The organism is Noviluteimonas caseinilytica (genome assembly GCF_018406605.1).
GTDB lineage: Bacteria > Pseudomonadota > Gammaproteobacteria > Xanthomonadales > Xanthomonadaceae > Noviluteimonas > Noviluteimonas caseinilytica.
This window is the reverse complement of record NZ_AP024545.1, coordinates 1,373,120-1,390,831: the sequence shown is the minus strand read 5'-3', so window position 1 is coordinate 1,390,831 and position 17,712 is coordinate 1,373,120. Positions and strand designations below refer to the sequence as shown.

The 17,712-nt window shown below is 69.4% G+C and carries 11 protein-coding genes; 5 read left to right on the top strand and 6 right to left on the bottom strand.

Features of this window, described 5'->3' with window-relative positions; translation table 11 throughout:
• The first annotated feature begins 13 nt into the window (after nt 1-13).
• Nucleotides 14-3,694 carry an indolepyruvate ferredoxin oxidoreductase family protein gene (locus LYSCAS_RS06775; RefSeq protein WP_213436985.1) on the top strand — a complete coding sequence of 1,227 codons (3,681 nt, stop codon included), beginning with the start codon at nt 14-16 and terminating at the stop codon, nt 3,692-3,694.
• A 125-nt stretch (nt 3,695-3,819) separates the two neighbouring features.
• On the opposite strand, the gene LYSCAS_RS06770 is transcribed toward LYSCAS_RS06775, so the two are convergent.
• A complete protein-coding gene (locus tag LYSCAS_RS06770) occupies nt 3,820-5,745 on the bottom strand; it encodes a M61 family metallopeptidase (RefSeq protein ID WP_213436983.1) in 1,926 nt (641 codons plus the stop codon).
• Between the two features lie 172 nt (nt 5,746-5,917).
• Here LYSCAS_RS06770 and LYSCAS_RS16100 point away from each other — a divergent pair, with 172 nt between their 5' ends.
• Nucleotides 5,918-6,280 (top strand): I78 family peptidase inhibitor, encoded by a 363-nt coding sequence (locus LYSCAS_RS16100; RefSeq protein ID WP_341868571.1) that lies wholly within the window; start codon nt 5,918-5,920, stop codon nt 6,278-6,280.
• A 7-nt stretch (nt 6,281-6,287) separates the two neighbouring features.
• Here the strand turns inward: LYSCAS_RS16100 and LYSCAS_RS06760 are convergent, their stop codons facing one another.
• The 4 genes from LYSCAS_RS06760 to LYSCAS_RS06745 all read right to left on the bottom strand — a co-directional run bounded on the left by LYSCAS_RS06760 (nt 6,288) and on the right by LYSCAS_RS06745 (nt 11,080).
• Nucleotides 6,288-6,803 (bottom strand): hypothetical protein, encoded by a 516-nt coding sequence (locus tag LYSCAS_RS06760; protein WP_213436979.1) that lies wholly within the window; start codon nt 6,801-6,803, stop codon nt 6,288-6,290.
• Nucleotides 6,800-6,976 carry a hypothetical protein gene (locus tag LYSCAS_RS06755; RefSeq protein ID WP_213436977.1) on the bottom strand — a complete coding sequence of 59 codons (177 nt, stop codon included), beginning with the start codon at nt 6,974-6,976 and terminating at the stop codon, nt 6,800-6,802. Before LYSCAS_RS06755 ends, LYSCAS_RS06760 begins: the two co-directional genes overlap by 4 nt.
• A 57-nt stretch (nt 6,977-7,033) precedes the next feature.
• Nucleotides 7,034-9,448, bottom strand: coding sequence for a S9 family peptidase (locus tag LYSCAS_RS06750; RefSeq protein WP_213436975.1), 2,415 nt, complete (start codon nt 9,446-9,448; stop codon nt 7,034-7,036).
• Nucleotides 9,449-9,541: 93 nt separating this feature from the next.
• On the bottom strand, nt 9,542-11,080 hold the full coding sequence (locus LYSCAS_RS06745; protein WP_213436974.1) for an FAD-dependent oxidoreductase: 1,539 nt from the start codon (nt 11,078-11,080) through the stop codon (nt 9,542-9,544).
• A gap of 277 nt (nt 11,081-11,357) precedes the next feature.
• Between LYSCAS_RS06745 and LYSCAS_RS06740 the strand changes: the two genes are divergently transcribed.
• Nucleotides 11,358-11,627, top strand: coding sequence for a YcgL domain-containing protein (locus LYSCAS_RS06740; protein WP_213436972.1), 270 nt, complete (start codon nt 11,358-11,360; stop codon nt 11,625-11,627).
• On the top strand, nt 11,620-14,898 hold the full coding sequence (locus LYSCAS_RS06735; protein ID WP_213436970.1) for an ankyrin repeat domain-containing protein: 3,279 nt from the start codon (nt 11,620-11,622) through the stop codon (nt 14,896-14,898). The genes LYSCAS_RS06740 and LYSCAS_RS06735 overlap by 8 nt, the downstream gene beginning before the upstream one ends.
• Before the next feature lie 10 nt (nt 14,899-14,908).
• On the opposite strand, the gene LYSCAS_RS06730 is transcribed toward LYSCAS_RS06735, so the two are convergent.
• Nucleotides 14,909-16,765: a monovalent cation:proton antiporter-2 (CPA2) family protein gene (locus tag LYSCAS_RS06730; RefSeq protein ID WP_213436968.1), complete on the bottom strand. Its 1,857-nt coding sequence runs from the start codon at nt 16,763-16,765 to the stop codon at nt 14,909-14,911.
• Between the two features lie 125 nt (nt 16,766-16,890).
• Between LYSCAS_RS06730 and LYSCAS_RS06725 the strand changes: the two genes are divergently transcribed.
• Entirely contained in the window at nt 16,891-17,703 is an 813-nt protein-coding gene (locus tag LYSCAS_RS06725; protein ID WP_213436966.1) for an energy transducer TonB, read from the top strand.
• The last annotated feature ends 9 nt before the right edge of the window (nt 17,704-17,712 follow it).

Below are 17,712 nucleotides of genomic sequence, written 5' to 3'. Positions count from 1 at the left end.
TCGGTCGCGCCTCATGACCAGCACTGCTGAGCTTTCATCCCCCGCGTCCGCCAATACCGAGCTCACGAAGTCGGCGGTCGACGGCGATTACACCCTCGATCACAAGTACACGCGCCAGTCCGGCCGCATCTACCTGTCGGGCGTCCAGGCGCTGGTGCGCCTGCCGCTTATGCAGAAGCTGCGCGACCAGGCCGCGGGCCTGGACACCGCGGGCTTCGTCAGCGGCTACCGCGGTTCGCCGCTCGGCGGCTTCGACCTGGAACTGTGGCGCGCGAAGAAGCACCTCGAAGCGGCGCGCGTGAAGTTCACGCCGGGCCTCAACGAGGACCTCGGCGCGACGATGGTGTGGGGCACGCAGCAGACCAACCTGTTCCCGGGCGCGAAGGTCGAGGGCGTGTTCGGCATGTGGTACGGCAAGGGTCCGGGCGTGGACCGCACCGGCGACGTGTTCAAGCACGCGAACGCCGCGGGCACCGCGCCGAAGGGCGGCGTGCTCGCGCTCGCGGCCGACGACCACGCCTGCCGCAGCTCGACGCTGCCGCACGGCTCCGAACATGAATTCGTCAGCGCGATGATGCCGGTGCTCAACCCGGCCGGCGTGCAGGACATCCTTGACCTCGGCCTGATGGGCTGGGCGATGTCGCGCTTCACCGGGCGCTGGGTGGGCTTCAAGACGATCGCCGAAACGGTGGAGTCCTCCGCGTCGGTCGACGTCGATCCGCTCGCGCTGAAGATCGTGCTGCCGGAAGACTTCGAGCTCCCGCGCGGCGGCCTCAACATCCGCTGGCCCGATCCGCCGATGGACCAGGAGATGCGCCTGCACCAGTACGCGGTGAAGGCCGCGCAGGCGTTCGCGCGCGCCAACCAGCTGGATCGCATCGTCATCGATTCGCCGAACGCGCGCCTGGGCATCATCACCACAGGCAAGTCCTACCTCGACGTGCTGCAGGCGCTGGAATACCTCGACCTCGACGCGCGCGCCTGCGCCGACCTCGGCATCCGCGTGTACAAGGTCGCGATGACCTGGCCGCTGGAACCGGTGGGCCTGCGCCAATTCGCGCGCGGCCTGTCCGACATCCTGGTGGTCGAGGAAAAGCACGCCTTCATCGAAAGCCAGATGAAGGAATCGATGTACAACTGGACCGGCGAGCGCCCGTCCATCGTCGGCAAGTACGACGAAGCCGGCGAATGGATCCTGCCGTCCACCGGCGAACTCACGCCGGCGAAGATCGCCAGCGTCATCGCGCGGCGCATCCAGAAATTCCACGACAGCGAACACGTCCGCGACGTGCTGCGCTGGATGGAAGCGAAGGAATCCGAACTCGCCCTGCCCCGCGCCGCGTTCCCGCGCGTGCCGCATTACTGCTCGGGCTGCCCGCACAACACCTCCACGGTGGTGCCGGCCGGTTCGCGCGCGCTCGGCGGCATCGGTTGCCATTACATGGTCACGTGGATGGACCGCAGCACCGACACCTTCACGCACATGGGCGGCGAAGGCGTGACGTGGGCGGGCCAGGCCAGCTTCACCGACACGCCGCACGTGTTCCAGAACCTCGGCGACGGCACGTACTTCCACTCCGGCTCGCTCGCGATCCGCCAGTCGATCGCCGCCGGCGTCAACATCACCTACAAGATCCTCTACAACGACGCGGTCGCGATGACGGGCGGCCAGCCGGTCGACGGCACGCTGAGCGTTCCGCAGATCGCGCACCAGGTGCGCAGCGAAGGCGTGCAGACGATCGTCGTGCTGTCGGACGACATCGCCAAGTGGAGCGATCCGTCGATCTTCCCGTCGGGCGTGGAATTCCTCGACCGCAGCGAACTGGACAACGTGCAGAAGCGCCTGCGCGAGATCCCCGGCTGCACGGTGCTGATCTTCGACCAGACCTGCGCGACGGAAAAACGCCGCCGCCGCAAGCGCGGCAAGATGGTCGATCCGCAGAAGCGCGTGCTGATCAACTCGCTCGTGTGCGAAGGTTGCGGCGACTGCGGCAAGAAGTCGTTCTGCGTTTCCGTGCTGCCGAAGGAAACCGAGTTCGGCCGCAAGCGCGAGATCGACCAGAGCAACTGCAACAAGGACTACAGCTGCGTCAACGGCTTCTGCCCGAGTTTCGTGACGGTGCACGGCGGTGCGTTGCGCAAGAAGAAGGGCACGAATGCGGCCGACCGCTTGCAGTCGATCCCGATGCCCACGCTGCCGTCGCTCGACCAGCCCTGGAACATCCTGATCACCGGCGTCGGCGGCACGGGCGTCGTCACGATCGGCGCGCTGCTCGGCATGGCCGGGCACCTGGAGGGCAAGGGCGCGAGCGTGCTCGACCAGACGGGCCTGGCACAGAAGGGCGGCGCGGTCACCACGCACATCCGCATCGCCAACAAGCCCGAAGACATCCACGCCGTGCGCATCGCCGCGGGCGAGGCCGACCTCGTGCTCGGCTGCGACATGGTGGTGGTCAACGACTACTGGCCGTTGTCGAAGATCCGCAGCGGCCGCACGCAGGTCGTGCTCAACAGCTACGAAGCGATGCCGGGCACGTTCACCACGCGGCCGGACATGCAGTTCCCGGCGCAGGACATCGTCGGCGCGATCAAGCTCGCGCTCGGCGGCACCGATCCCTTCATCGTCGATGCCACGCAGCTGGCGACGGCGCTGATGGGCGACGCGATCGCCACCAACCTCTTCATCCTCGGCTATGCCTGGCAGCGTGCGCTGGTGCCGGTGTCGTTCGATGCGCTGATGCGCGCGGTGGAACTCAACGGCGCGGCGATCGAGATGAACAAGACCGCGTTCGCGTGGGGCCGCCTGGCCGCGACGGATTTGCCGGCCGTGCTCGAAGCCGCGGGCCTGTCGCGCAGCGTTCCGTCGCAGGACACGCTGCACGACCTGCCGGTGCTCTCGCCGGGCGAATGGGAAGGCCACGAGTGGGGCGCCAACGTCGCGCCGAAGCCGCTCGCGAAGGAAGACGAACTGCGCCACGTGCCCGCGCACGGTGCCGAGGTCGCGTTCCTCCCGCTCGACGATGCGCGCCTGTCGCGTTCGCTGGATGAAGTGGTGTCGCGCCGCGTCGCGTTCCTCACGGAGTACCAGAACGCCGGGTACGCGAAGAAGTATTCGGACTTCGTCGCGCAGGTCCGCGCCGCCGAACAGCAGCGCGCGCCGGGCAGCACCGATCTCTCCGAGGCCGTCGCGCGTTACGCGTTCAAGCTGATGGCCTACAAGGACGAATACGAAGTCGCGCGCCTGTACACCAGCGGCGATTTCCAGCGGAAGCTGCAGCAGCAGTTCGAAGGCGACTACAAGCTCAAGTTCCACCTCGCCCCGCCGCTGCTGGCGAAGAAGGACAGCGAAGGCCGCCTGATCAAGGGCGAGTACGGCCCGTGGGTGTTCACCGCGTTCAAGTGGATGGCGAAGCTGCGCTTCCTGCGCGGCGGTGCGTTCGACGTGTTCGGTTACACCGAGGAACGCAAGATGGAGCGTCGCCTGATCGAGGAATACTTCTCGACCGTGTCGTCGCTGCTCGCATCGCTCGACGGCGGCAACGTCGCGCTGGCGACGGAGATCGCCTCGATCCCGGAACACATCCGCGGCTACGGCCACGTCAAGGATGCGCACCTGCACTCGGCGAAGGAACGCGAAGCCGAGTTGCTGGCGAAGTGGAAGGCGCCGGGGGCGCCGGTGCAACGGGCCGCCTGATCAAGGGACCAGGGACCGGGGACCAGGGACCAGTCACTGCAAAAGCAAAAAAGCCGCGCTTGATAGGCGCGGCTTTTTCTTTGCTTTTCCCCGGTCCCTGGTCCCCAGTCCCCGGTCCCCCCTGCTTACTTCTTCGGCGCGTAGATCGGCGTCAGCAGGTCCGGCTTGCCTTCGATCCGCTCCAGGTGCGGGTACTTCAGGCCGTCGAAGTACGACAGCTTGATCGTGCGGAACAGGTCGAACTCCTTCACCAGCAGCGTGATCGGCTGCTTGCTGTCCTTCGCGGCCTTGACCGCGTCTTCCAGGATCTCGCCGCTGTACGCGCGATCGTTGACCGCCACGATGGTCATGCCCGGGCCGATGCCGGCCTTGAACGCCGGGCTGTCCCAGCGCACGTCGGACACGGTGCTGTCCTTGCCCACGCTCAGGCCCAGCGAATACAGGAAGTCCGCACCGCCGCCGTACTCGGCCTGCGCGGCCTTGGCGTACGCATTGGGCTTGTCCTTGTAGACCAGCTTCCAGCCCGAGGCCTCGATGCCGCCGGTGAGCGGCTTGCGGCCGTCGAGGCGATCGCGCAGGAACGTGTTCCAGTCGTAGGGCTCGATCGAATTGAGCGTGGCCACCACGTCGTCGAAGGTGTATGGGTTCACCTTCCAGTCGCCGTTGTTGATGCCGAAGAACTTCTTCGCGAAGTCGTCCAGCGAATGCTTGCCGCCGCTCTTCTGGCGCAGCAGGGCGTCGGTTTCCAGCCAGATCATCTGGCCGCCGGAGTAGTAGTCCTCGCTCAGCTGCCAGCTGCGATACGCCTTCGGCAGGCGCTTGGCGACGATCGGATCGTTGGTGGTGTCCTGCAGCGCGCGCCATTCCAGGCCCGGGCGGTTGTCGGCGTAGTTGGCCGCGACCAGCGCCAGCGCGTCCTTCGCGGTGTCGAAGGTGCGCAGGCCCGCGCGCGCGGTGATCACGTTGCCCCAGTACTGCGTCTGGCCTTCGTACACCCACAGCAGGCTGCCCTGCATCGGCGTGTTGAAGTTCGGCGTGGCAAGGTCCGCGCCGCGGCGGTACTTGCCGTCCCACGAATGGTTGAACTCGTGCGCGAGCAGGTCGCTGCTGCCGGTCTTGGGATCCCACGAGGTGAAGTACTTCGGGCCCACGCCGTTCTCGCTGGAACGCTGGTGCTCCAGGCCGTTGCCGGACATCTGCGAGCTGAGCGAGAACAGGAAGTCGTAGTGGTCGTAATGGTGCGCGCCGTACAGCTTGTACATCTGCTGCACGAGGTTGCGGTGCGCCTGCAGGTGGTCGGGCTTGGCTTCGAGGTACTTCGCGTCGTCGGCGACGACGTTCAGGCGCACCGGCACCGGGCCGTTGGGGTCGAGGTCGTAGGTCTTGAAGTACTTGCCCGCGTAGATCGGCGAGTCGGCGAGCACTTCGAAGTTCACCGGCTTGTACGTCACCGTGTCGCCGGCGCGCGCCTGCGTTTCGAGCGCGGTGGCGGCCTGCCAGCCGGCCGGGTACTTCACGGTGGGCGCGAAGGTGATCGCGCTGGCGTCGTAGCCGGCGGGATACAGCGACATCGCGATCCACTGCAGGTTGAGCATCGCCGGCGTCATGACGACGCGGCCCTGCATGTTGTCGGTGGGCGAGAGGAACTGGAACGCGACGTCGAGCTGCGTGGCGCCGGCCGGCACGTCCACCTTGAACGCGAACACGTCGAGCGGATCGCGCACCCATTCCAGGCGCTTGCCGTTGGCGGAGATCTCCAGGCCCGCGATCTTGTCGACGCGGCCGTAATCGGCGTGGCTGCCCGGCAGCCATTTCGGCAACAGCAGCGTCATCGGCCCGGTCTGCTGCACCGGGATCTTCTGCTTCACCTGGAAGATGCGCTGCGACAGGTTGGTCGCGTCCACGTCGATGGCGATCGTGCCGGGATACGGCGTCTTGCTCGCGGCATACACCGGCGCCTGCGGCGAGGTCTGCGCGAAGGCGGCGGGCGCGGCGGCGAGCGCGGGCAGCGCCAGCAGCAGCGAAAGAGCGAGCACGGTCGGACGTGGCATTGCGGATCCCCCAGGAGGTGTCGAAAGGCGAAACGCCGATCGTCTGTCATGGAGCCCCCGCGCAACCCCTGCCATTCGGCATGGTCGCGCGGGCCGCGGTCGCATTCAGTGCGGCTTGAAGCTTCACGCGGCGCGGGCGTAGGGTGCGGCCTCCCCCGACATGGAGTCCGCCATGGCCCCCTCGACCCGCATCGCCTGCGTCGCCTTCACGGTGTTCGCGTTGTCCGCCTGCACGTCCACGCCGCACGGCGATGACGCCGTCGCATCGTCCGGCACGATGGCGCCCGCGCCCGCCGCCGATGCAGGCACCGCTGCCCCCGCAACGCCGGCGCAGCAGTGCAACGCCGACGCCGCGCAGTCCGCGGTGGGTCAGGTGGCCTCGGATGCCGTGGTCGAAAAGGCGCGGACGGATGCGGGCGCGACGGTCGCGCGCACGCTCAAGCCCAACCAGGCGGTGACGATGGAATACCGCTTCGATCGCCTGAACCTGCGCGTCGACGCGAAGAACGTCGTCGAGTCGGTGGCCTGCGGCTGAGCCCGCCCTAGGTCAACGGCGAACCGGCGAGGATCATCTTCGCCAGTTCCGGTTCGCCGCTTTCGATCAGCTGCACCGGCGTCTTGCGGAAGCCGCTGAGCACCATCGCTTCGCTCAGGCACCACTCGCGTTCTTCGCGCGTCAGCGTGCGGCTGCCCGCGGCCACGTCCTGCAGCGTTTCGCGCGTGGGCTGCACGTCGACGGGTTCGGCGGGCGTCTGGTGCACCGGCGTCGGCAGCGCGCGGATGCGTGCGCCGGCTTCGATCAGCATCCGCATGCGCAGGCGCGCGGCTTCGGCGGCGGGGATGTTGTCGTTGACGCCTGGGACGGCGTCGGCGAGGGCCTGGCGCAGTTCGTCGCGTTCGCGGCGCACGCGCAGCTGCGCCTCCGGCGATTCCTCCGTGTTCGACAGCCCCAGGATCGCGTCCTCGATGCGCGCGCGGAGCGGGCTCGATTCGAAATCCGGCACGGCGCGGCGCAAGGCGGTGCCGCAGTCCAGCAGCAAGGCGCGCAGGGAGCTCATGCGTTGGCATCCTTGCGATCGGCGTCGGTCAACTCTGCCGCGGCCGGGACCGGCGGCGCCTCGTCCTCGGCCACGTGGTGGCTGCGCGCCTCGTCGGCGTCGACGGGCTGGTGTTGCAGGAAGCGGTTCTCGGCGGTTTTCTCGACGATCCGGTGGCTGTGCTTGTTGTGCATGGCGCGGCTCCCGCGGGAATCCCGGGGGAGCCTAGACCGGCGGATGTTGTGGCCGCGTCACTTCAGGGTGCGATCGAACAATTCCAGGATCCGGCGGTACTCGTCGTACCAGCTGTCGGGGTGCGTGAAGCCGTGGCGTTCCAGCGGATACGGCGCCAGTTCCCACTTGTCCTTGCGGAGCTCGATGAGCTTCTGCGTCATCATCACCGAGTCCTTGAAGAACACGTTGTCGTCGATCATGCCGTGGGCGATGAGCAGCGAATCCTGCAGGCCGGCGGCGTATTCGATCGGCGAGGAGACCTTGTAGGCCTCCGGGTCGAGTTCCGGCGTGTTGAGGATGTTGGCGGTGTACTCGTGGTTGTACTGCGACCAGTCGCTCACCGGGCGCAGCGCGGCGCCGGCCTTGAACACGCCGGGCTGCTTGAACAGCGCCATGAACGTCATGAAGCCGCCGTAGCTGCCGCCGTAGATCCCGACATGCGCGCGGTCGCCCTGCTTGTTGGCGACGATCCAGTCCAGGCCGTCGAGGTAATCCTCGAGCTCCGGCGTGCCCATGCGGCGATAGATGTCGGTGCGCCACTTGCGGCCGTAGCCTTCGGAGGCGCGGTAGTCGAGGTCGAGCACGATGTAGCCGCGCTGCACGAGCAGGTCATGGAACATCTGCTCGCGGAAGTAGTTCGGATAGCGCGTGCTGACGTTCTGCAGGTAACCGGCGCCGTGCACGAACATCACGATCGGGTACGTGCGGCCGGCTTCCATCTGCTTCGGGCCGTAGTACTTGCCCCAGATGGTGCCCGCACCGTGCTTCGACGGGATCTGCACGTACTCCGGCTGGATCCACGTGCGCGCGCGGAACTGCGGCGTGCGCGTGTCGGTGAGTTCGGCCAGGCCTTCGCCGTTGGCGCCGATCACCGCGACCTGCGGCGGGATGTAGCTGCCGGAGTGGCGCACCAGCACCTTCGCCTCGTCGGGCGAGAGCACGAAATCCTCGACGCCATCCAGCGCCGTCACTTCGCGCACCGCGCCGCCGTTGCGATCGACGCTGCACACTTCGTAATCGCCCGGCCACGCGCGGTTGCACAGGAAGAAGAAGCGCTTGCCGTCGCCGGTGAGCACCGGCTGCGAGGTTTCCCAGTTGCCCGACGTCAGCGCGCGCGGCGCGCCGTTGCCGTCGGCGATGTACAGGTGCGAATAGCCGTCCTGCTCGGAGAGGAACCACAACGCGCCATCGGGCGCGAAGCCGAAATCGTTGAAGCCCCAGTTGATCCAGGCCGGATCGGTGAGGCGATGGCGCGACTGCAGCTTCGCGTTGGCGAAATCGACGGTGGCGATCCAGCGATCCTTGTTGTCGATCGCGCGGACCATCACCGCGGCCTGACGGCCATCGGGCGTGAAGCGGATCGACGGCGGGCCGCTGTTGTCGCCGGAGGTGAGCACCTGCACGTCGCGCGCGCCCTTCAGCGCGGGCTTCTTCGCGGCCTTGCGCATCGCGGCGAGCGGATCGACGTCGATGCCGGGCAGCGCGTCGAACTTCAGTTCGCGCACGCTCGCGCCGTTGACGTCGACGAGCCACAACCGCTGCGGCAGCGGCGCGTTGTGGCCGACGCGCGTGCGCACGTCTTCGAATTCCTCGTACCCCGATTCGGTCACGTACTTCGGCATCTTGCCGGCGGTGCCGGTGTCGGCGCCCTTCGCGGTGGTGACGACCAGCAGCCAGCGGCCGTCGGGCGACAGCGCGCTGTCGGCGATCTCGACGTCGTCGCCGAGGAACGCCGGCGCGGGTGCGCGCGTCGGATCGGCCTTGCGCCAGGCGTCGCTCTGTTCGCGCGCGGCGTCCTTCTGCGCGCGGTCATTGCGCAGCGTGTCGATCAGGCGCAACTGGCGGTCGCGCAGGTCGTCGGCCTTCGGCGGGGTGTTCGGTGCTTTTTCCGCACGCACGACCGCGGCCTGGCGCACGCCGTCGCGCGCGGTCCAGCGATACCAGTCGTTGGAGACGCGGAACGCGAGGCTGCCGTCGCTGCCCCATTGCGGCTGCGATTCGTCGTCGTTGCTGCGCGTGACCTGCGTGAGCGCGCCGCTGCGCAGGTCGCGCACGAACACGTCGCCGTTGCGCACGAACGCCATGTGCGCGCGCGTCGCGTCGATCACCGGTTGCGCGGCGTCGGCATCGGCGCGCGACGGGCCGTCGAGCACGGTGGCCACGCCGCCGGCGATCGGCTGCACGTAGGTATCGCGGACCGTGGCGCCGGCGCGCTTGCGCAGCGAATACGCACGCTGGCCGTCCCACGACCACCACGCCTGTTCGATCGGCGGGCCGATCCAGTCCGGATCCGCCATCACCTGCGTGAGCGTCAGCGGCGCATCGGCGGTGGCGGCCTGCGGCGCCTGCGGCGCCTGCGCGAAGGCGGGCATCGCGAGGGTGGCGAGGAGGCAGGCGAACGGAAGCAACGGTGCGGCGGCGGGCAAGCGCATCGGGAGTTCTGGCAGGACGGAAGCCGCGCAGCCTAGCAGCCGGGACGGGCGCGGGCCGAGGTCAAAGGTCATGCGGATTCGCGCGAAATCGCCCTACATCCGGGCTCGTGGCGGCGCATGCGCCTGCCCTTCGCGCGCCGGGCCCTGGAACGGTGCGAGCCCATGCACGGCCGGCCCGTTCAGCCGGTGCCCGTCGACCGCATCGAATCGCGAGCCGTGGCAGGGGCAATCCCAGCTGCGCTCGGCGCCGTTCCAGTGCACCACGCAGCCCAGGTGCGGGCACATCGCCGAATGCAGGTGCAGCGCGCCCGCGTCGTCGCGCCACGCGGCCACCTTCTGCAACCCGCAGCGCAACACGGCGCCCTCGCCCGCCGGCAACGCGCCGAGGCCTTCGATCTCGCCGGCGCTCATCCAGTCGGCGTAGTACGGCACGAAGTTGAGCGTTTCGCGCACGAAGGCATCGGCGGCGCGCAGGTTGAGGCGGCTCGGCGAATACAGCGCGCGCAGCGGCGAATCGCCGTCGACGATCAGGTCGGCGATCAGCGCGCCGGCGATCGTGCCGTGCGTGAGGCCGTTCCCGGAATCGCCGGTGGCGATGTACACGTTGTCGGCGAAGCCGGGGTTGTGGCCGAGGAAGGCGAGGCCATCGATCGGTTCGATCACCTGCCCCGACCAGCGATAGCCCACGTCCAGCGCGTCGGGGAAATGGTGGCGCGCCCAGGATTCCAGGACTTCGTAGCGCACGGCGGGTGCGTCGTCCTGCCCGGTCTTGCGGTCTTCGCCGCCGACGACCAGCCACGTGCCGTTCCGCGCATGGGCGATGCGGACGTAGTGGTAGGGCTCGCACATGTCCCACAGCAGCGCGTCGGGCACCGCGCCCGGATCCAGCCGCAACGCAATCACGTACGTGCGGTACGCGGCCTGTTTCGCGTGGATGGCGATGCGGTCGTTGAAGGGCACGTTGGTCGCGACGACGACCGCCTCGGCCTGCACGCGCGCGCCGTTGGCGCAGGTGGCGCCGGCGTTCGCACCGCCGTCCACCGCATCGACGCGGGTGTGCGTGTGCAGGCGACCCCCGAGTTGCACGAACGCCCGCGCGAGCCCGCCGAGGTAATCGAGCGCGTGGAAGCGCGCCTGCCGCGGGAATCGCAACGCATCGCCGAAGGCCGCCATCGCCCCCGGCGGGGCCGCGACGCGTTCGACCGCGATGCCGGCCCGGCGCGCGGCCGCGAACTCGTCGTCCAGCAGCCGCGCGGTGCGCGCATCGTCATGCCCCCGCACCAGGTACCCGTCGACCCGCGCGAACCCGCAGACGATGCGTTCGTCGATGCAGGTGCGTTCGATCATGTCGATCGCCACGCCGTGGCTGTGCGCGGCCAGGCGCGCGCCCTGTTCGCCGTGCAGGTGTTCGAGGCGGCAGTAGCGATCGTCGAGGGCGTCGGACAGGTGGCCCGTGGTGCGCGCGGTCTGGCCGTCGTGGAGGTCGCCTTCTTCCAGCACGACCACGTCCGCGCCGGCGCGCGCCAGGCGGTACGCCGTGGTCAGGCCGGCGATGCCGGCGCCGACGATGCAGACGCGCGCATGCGCATCCGCGGATAGGGGCGCGAAAACAGGCGGATCAGCCGTCGCCATCCATAGGGAGCGACTGGCGCTTTTGCGTTCGGAGGTCGGAGTGCGTTGCATCGACTCACCTGCATTCGCGCGTGATCCAGCCTAGCCCCCGTTGCGGTGATGGGTGCGTGGACTGCGCGCGCACGGGCGTATTCATCGGCGGGGCACGGCCGGGTTCGGGGCGGGCGGATGCGATGCCTCCCTCACGATCGGGGAAGTTCTTCACGCATGCGGGAATTGCGGGTTCCGTCACAACGTCGTTTCCTACACAATCGTCGCGACTTTCGACGGGCCCGCGATGCACGCTTTCGTCTACAAGAGCCTCCGACAGGCCGACACCTACGTGTACCTCGCTGCGCGCGACGACTTCGCCCGCCTGCCGACGCCGTTGCGCACGCAGGTGGGCGAGTTGCGCTTCGTGCTCGAGGTGGCGCTGACCCCGGAACGCAAGCTGGCCCTGGCCGATCCCGCCGTGGTGCGCGAAAACCTCGCCACGCGCGGCTTCTACGTGCAGTTCCCGCCCACGATGGCGGACCCGATGACGGAAGACTGGGGCACCGATGGCTGAGCCCGCGCGCCGGTCATTGCGCATCGCGGCCGCGGCCCTGGCGGGCGTGGCCCTGTCGCTGGCGACCGGGTTCGATGCCGCGCTCGTCGCCGGGATCGCGGGCGCCCTGGCGCAGCCGGCCCATGCGCTGGCGGTGTCGTGGTGGCGCGGCACGCGCACCTCGTCCCGCTGGCCGCGCGATGCGGGCGCCCTCGCCAGCTTGTGGGCGGGCGGGCTCGTCGTCGCCGCGATCCTGGTGGTCTGGCCCCTGGCCGCGCTGCGCGAGACCGGCAGCCTGTCGGCCGCGATCGGCCTGAGCCTCGCCGCCGGCGTCGGCCTGCTGCTGCTGTGGCGCACCTGGCCGGTGTGGCACGTGCTGGAACGCGAAGGCGGCCCGATCGGCAACGCGTGGCGCAGCCTGGGCGAACTGGAAATCGGTGCGTGGCGCGGGCTCGGCGTCGCCGCGATCGTGGCGGCGATCCTCGGCGCGATCCTCGCGCTCGCCTGGCCGGGCGTGTTGCCGGCGCCGATGCGCTGGCCGGTGGCGATCGCGCTCGCGCTCGGCGGGTTCGGGCTGCACTGGGTGCTGCAGGTGATCGCGACGGCGTCGCCGCTGCCCTTCGAACAACTGCTCGCGGCCGCGGACACGGACGATGCGCCGCTCGAACCGATCGCGCTGCACGACGACCTCGACGTCGCGCTGTACGCCGCCGCGCGCGGTGGCCGCGTGGATCGCGCCCTCGCGCTGCTCGATGCCGGCGCCAACGGCCATGCGCTGCCGCCGGACGACGAACGCGACCAGCGCACGTTGCCGATGCTCGCCGCGATCCTCCCGGACCTGCGCCTGCTGCGCATGCTCATCCAGCTCGGCGTCGACGTGAATGCCGCGCACGCCGGCATGGCGCCGCTGCTCGCCGCCACGCGCGACAGCTGGCACGGCCGCCCGGAAGCGGTGATGACGCTGCTCGCCAACGGTGCCGACCCGCGCGTCGCCGATGCCGACGGCAACACGCCGCTGCACCACGCCGCGCGCAGTTCCGATCCCGGCGTCGCCGCGCTCCTGCGCGATGCCGCGGCGGAAGTCGACGCGATCAACCACGACGGCCTCACGCCGCTCGGCATCGCGTGCGCGGCCGGCAACTGGCGCCTTGCGCGCTTCCTGCTCGAACGCGGCGCCAAGCCCGAACGCGCCGGCGCCACGCCGGTGCTGCTCGCCGCCGCCGGCACGGAAGAAGACGATGTCGCCGGCGTGCAGCTGCTGCTGAAGCACAAGGCGAAGGCCGACGCACGCGACGCACGCAGTCGCAGCGCCCTGCACGAAGCCGCGCGCGCGGGGCATGTCGAGATCGTCGACATGCTGGTCGCCGCCGGCGCCGACGTGCAGGCGCAGGACATCGACGGCCGCACGCCGTGGCTCGAAGCCGCGCGCGGCGGGCACCTGGAAGTCCTCGAACACTTGCTGCTGCATCGCCCGCAACTCGCGCATGCCGACCACGACGGGCGCGATGCGCTGATCCTGTCCGCCACGGCGGACGGCGCGACGCCCGCGCTGGTGCAGCGTTTGCTGGAACTCGGCCTGGATCCGATGCGCCGCGACAACGAAGGCAAGCGCGCAGCCGATCATGCGGCGGCCGCGGGGCGCTGGTCGCTGGTCTCCGCACTGGATCCGGCCTATCCGCTGCCGGCGGCCGTGGCCGATGGTGGTGCTGCAACGGCCATCGATCGCGCACCGGTGACGTTGATGCGCGATGCGTTGCGCGAAGGACGCTTCGGCGACCTGCACACGGTCGCGGGGCTGCTGTCGCCGCGCGAACTCGGCGTGCAGTTGCGCGAAGCCGCGACGGGGGCCAATCCCGGCGCGCGCATCGACTGGCTGCTCGCCAACGGCGCCGATCCCGACGTGCGCGAAGGCCTGGAGGACAACGCGATGTTCGCGTTGCTCGCGCAGGGCCCGGCCGCGGCAGGCGCGGTGCAGGCGTTGTTGCGTCGCGCGGTGTCGCCTGCGGGTGCGGGCGGACTGGCGCGGTTCCTCGGCGGGTGCGTCGCCAGCGACCACGCGGGTCGCGGCCTGGAACAACTCGCACTGGATTTGCTCGAACGCGGCGCCGATCCGTATGCGCCCTCGCCCGCCGGCGATCCGCCGCTCGCGCTGGCCGTGCGCCTGGGCTGGTTGCGCGTGGTCGAACGCCTCGTCGCGCACGGCGTCGATCTCGATGCGCGCGATTCGCACGGCATGACGGCGTTGCATCTCGCCGCGGCGCTCGGGCGCGAATCGGCGTTGAAGTCGCTGATCGCGCAGGGCGCGAATCCCGACATGCGCGCGGCCGATGGCCAGACGCCGCTCGGCGTTGCGTTGTCGTCGGGGCGTCGCGATCTCGCCGATTGGCTCGACTGGCGCGGCTGGCCGTTGCCGGGGCGTCCGTTGCAGGCCGGCGATCTTCCGTCCGCGGCGATCGTCGGCGAGGCCGATGCGGTGCGCCGCCTGCTCGATCTCGGCTTGCCCGTCGATGCGACGGATACGCAAGGCTGCACCGCGTTGTTGCGTGCGGCCGGTGGCGGGCATCGTGCGGTCGTCGACCTGTTGCTCGATCGCGGTGCGGATCCGCGCATCGCCGCGCGCTCCGGCGCGACGCCGTTATCGGCCGCCGTGAGCATGCGCCAGGCCGACATCGTCGAACGCCTGCTCGCCGCCGGTGCGCCGCTCGAACAACGTTTGCCGGGTGAAGTGACGGTGCTGATGCTCGCCGCCGCGCTTGGTTTGCCGGATCTCGTCGCGCGCTTGCTGACCGCCGGCGCCGACGTGCATGCGAGCGATGCGCAAGGCCTGGCGCCGCTGCATTGCGCGGCGCTCTACGGATTCACCGCGCGCGAACGCCCGCGTCTCGTCGCGTTGCTCGATACGTTGCTGCTCGCGGGCGCGGAAGCCGACCAGCCCGCGGCCGGTGGCGTCACGCCGCTGCTGCTGTTGCTCGGTGCGCGCGCCGAGCCGGGCACGGCATGCGACGAAGACGTCGTGCTCGCCGGCCTCGAACGCCTGCTCGACGAAACCGTCGCGCTCGAAGCACGCGATCCGCGCGGCTTCGGTCCGCTGCACCTCGCGGCGTTGCATGGCTTGTTGCAGGTCGTGCAGCGCCTGATCCGCGCGGGTGCGGATCCCGACCTGCGCGACGGCCTCAACCGCAGCGCGCGCGAGATTGCGGTGATGCGCGGCTTCGTGGATGTCGCCGCGGAGTTCGTGCCTGCCACGCCGGGCGGCGTGTCGATGGCGCGGTTCCTGCGCGAACCGCGCTGAAACCGCTGGACTAGACGTCTTCCTGGCGCGCCGCCGCGGTCTGCGTCGTTGATTCGCGCGCGGAGCGTTCGGCCGGCGGCGTCGACAAGCCCTTGAGGTCACCTTCGCCACGGTCGGCGCCGAAGAGCTGTTCGAGTTCCTTGCGCGCCTGCTGCGAGGTCTGGATGAGCGCGGCTTCGTCGTCGTAGACCAGGTATTGCGTGCGCAGCAGCGCTTCGTCGTGCTCGCGGAATTGCTGCACGCGATCGGCGGCGACGTCCGGCGGCAGGCCCAGTTCCTGCAACACGTGCTGGCCCATCACCAGGCTGGAGTGGAACGTCTCGCGCACCACCTGCGCGCCGAGGTCGAACAACTCCCATGCATGGCGGCGATTGCGCGCACGCGCGAACACGGTGGCTTCCGGGAACTGGCGGCGGATCGCCCGCACGGTGCGCAGGTTGGTTTCGACGTCGTCGACCGCGATCACGAACACCTGCACGTCCGACGCGCCCGCCGAACGCAGCAGGTCGGCGTTGGCCGGATCGCCGTAGTAGATCTTGCTGCCGAAGCGGCGCAGGAATTCCACCTGCTCCTGGCTGTGCTCGATCGCGATGAACGGGATGCGCTGCGCCGCCAGCATGCGTGCGACAACCTGGCCGAAGCGCCCCATGCCCGCGATCAACACCTTCGGCTCGGCTTCCGGCGTGATCGTGTCGAACGGTTTCTCGGGCGCCGGTTGCGCGGCGAGCCAGCGCGACAGGCCGATGTACAGCGGCGGCGTGAGCGCCATCGACAAGCCGACGATCGCCACCAGCTGCGCGCGTTCGACCGCGTTGATCAGCCCGGCGCGCATCGCATCGCCGAACACGACGAATGCGAACTCGCCGCCCAGCGCCAGCACGCTGCCCAGCAGCAGCGCCTCGCGCTTGCCCAGCCCGCCGGGCTTGATGCCGATGAGGAACAGCAGCGCGAACTTGATCGACATCAGGGCGAGCACGCCGAACACGACGAGCGCCGGATCGCGCGCGATGCCCAGCACGTCGATCGACATGCCGATGGCAATGAAGAACAGGCCGAGCAACAGGCCTTCGAACGGTTTGATCTGCGCTTCCAGTTCGTGGCGGAACTCCGAGTCGGCGAGCAGCACGCCGGCGAGGAATGCGCCGAGGCCCATCGTCAGGCCCGCGATCTGCATCAGCCACGCCGCGCCCAGCACCACGAGCAACGCGCTGGCAGTGAACACCTCGGGCATGTTGGTCTTCGCCACCACGCGGAACATCTGCCGCAGCAACAGGCGACCGCCGATCACGACGCCGGCGATCGCGCCGACGGCCTTGGCGATGGCCATCCACGACACGCCGTTGCCATGCGCGCCGCCGAGCAGCGGGATGGCCGCCAGCAACGGGATGGCCGCGAGGTCCTGGAACAGCAGGATCGCGAACGCGAGGCGGCCATACGAGGTGGTGAGCGCCTTGCGTTCGGCGAGCAGTTGCAGGCCGACGGCCGTCGACGAAAACGCGAGCCCGATGCCGACGACGATCGCGCCGGCATGGTTGATGTTGCGAAACACCACGAGCGAGGCCAGCGCGATGCCGCACGTGAGCATCTGCAACCCGCCCGCGCCGAACACCGGTTTGCGCATCACCTTCAGGCGCGTGGGCGACAACTCCAGGCCGATGACGAACAGCAGCATGACCACGCCGATTTCGCTGGCGGCCAGCACGGGCGCAACGTCGCGGATCACGCGCGCGCCATACGGCCCGAGGATCACGCCCACCACGAGATAGCCCAGCACCGCACCCAGCCCGAAACGACGGAACACCGGCACCGCGATCACCGCGGCCAGCAGGAACACCAACGCCAGTTCGAGCCCGCCACTTCCGTGCATGGGGTTACCTCCGGTCACCTGTGCCGAATACTGCCACGCGCGTATGGCTGAGCCGTTGCGCGCAATCCCGCTGCGACCCTAGCATCGCCGGGCGCGGGCGGGGTGCCTGCCGGGGGAACACAAGGATGCGACGGACGTGGATGATGGGGTTGCTCGCGTGCGCGATGGCGCTGATGGCGTCGCTGGTTTCGGCGCGCGAGCCGGAAGTGAAGACGGTGGATGTCGATGCCGACATCGTGATCGCGCAGGACGGCAGCGTGCGCGAGATCGACGTGGGCAAGGACGTGGCGCCGGGCGTGGCGGCGCTGGTGGAGAAGGCCGTGAAGCAATGGCGCTTCGAACCGGTGGTGCGCAACGGCAAGCCGGTCATGGCGAAGACGGGCCTGACGATGGACCTGGCCGCGACGAAGGTCGGCGCAGGTTATTCGCTGCGCATCCAGCGCGTGGTGTTCGTCAGTTCGCGCGCCAAGCCGCTGAAGTACGTGGTGCCCGGGATGCCGAGGACGGCGATGGGCAGCGGGATGAACTTCGATGTGCTCGCGGCGATGCGCGTGGATCCGCAGGGCAACGTGGTCGAGGCGGCGTTGTTGTCGCTCCAGGTCCGCGGCGGTCGTCGCGAACCCAAGCACCTGCGCGAAGACTTCGCGGTGGAAGTGGAGCGCGCGCTCAAGCATTCGAAGTTCCGCCCGGCGGACGTCGCCGCCGGCGAACGCGGTGACGATACGTTCTACCTGCCGCTCGATTATCGAAATGCGCTCGGGCGCGGCGCGTCGCTGACCATCGCCGAACGCTTCGGCGATGCCACGCCCGTGCCGTGGCTCACGCCCGACCAGCAACCGAAGCTGATCGAGCTGCCGGAAAGCAAGGGCGGCATGCCGGTGGCGATGGCGGACAGCGATGTGCGGTTGGCGACGAAAGTCGTGGGCGCCACGCTCTGACACCTGCAT

Coding starts and splice junctions, on each gene's coding strand:
- LYSCAS_RS06775 (WP_213436985.1), top strand. CDS start 14: ATGACCAGCACTGCTGAGCTTTCATCCCCCGCGTCCGCCAATACCGAG.
- LYSCAS_RS06770 (WP_213436983.1), bottom strand. CDS start 5,745: ATGCCACGTCCGACCGTGCTCGCTCTTTCGCTGCTGCTGGCGCTGCCC.
- LYSCAS_RS16100 (WP_341868571.1), top strand. CDS start 5,918: ATGGCCCCCTCGACCCGCATCGCCTGCGTCGCCTTCACGGTGTTCGCG.
- LYSCAS_RS06760 (WP_213436979.1), bottom strand. CDS start 6,803: ATGAGCTCCCTGCGCGCCTTGCTGCTGGACTGCGGCACCGCCTTGCGC.
- LYSCAS_RS06755 (WP_213436977.1), bottom strand. CDS start 6,976: ATGCACAACAAGCACAGCCACCGGATCGTCGAGAAAACCGCCGAGAAC.
- LYSCAS_RS06750 (WP_213436975.1), bottom strand. CDS start 9,448: ATGCGCTTGCCCGCCGCCGCACCGTTGCTTCCGTTCGCCTGCCTCCTC.
- LYSCAS_RS06745 (WP_213436974.1), bottom strand. CDS start 11,080: ATGGCGACGGCTGATCCGCCTGTTTTCGCGCCCCTATCCGCGGATGCG.
- LYSCAS_RS06740 (WP_213436972.1), top strand. CDS start 11,358: ATGCACGCTTTCGTCTACAAGAGCCTCCGACAGGCCGACACCTACGTG.
- LYSCAS_RS06735 (WP_213436970.1), top strand. CDS start 11,620: ATGGCTGAGCCCGCGCGCCGGTCATTGCGCATCGCGGCCGCGGCCCTG.
- LYSCAS_RS06730 (WP_213436968.1), bottom strand. CDS start 16,765: ATGCACGGAAGTGGCGGGCTCGAACTGGCGTTGGTGTTCCTGCTGGCC.
- LYSCAS_RS06725 (WP_213436966.1), top strand. CDS start 16,891: ATGCGACGGACGTGGATGATGGGGTTGCTCGCGTGCGCGATGGCGCTG.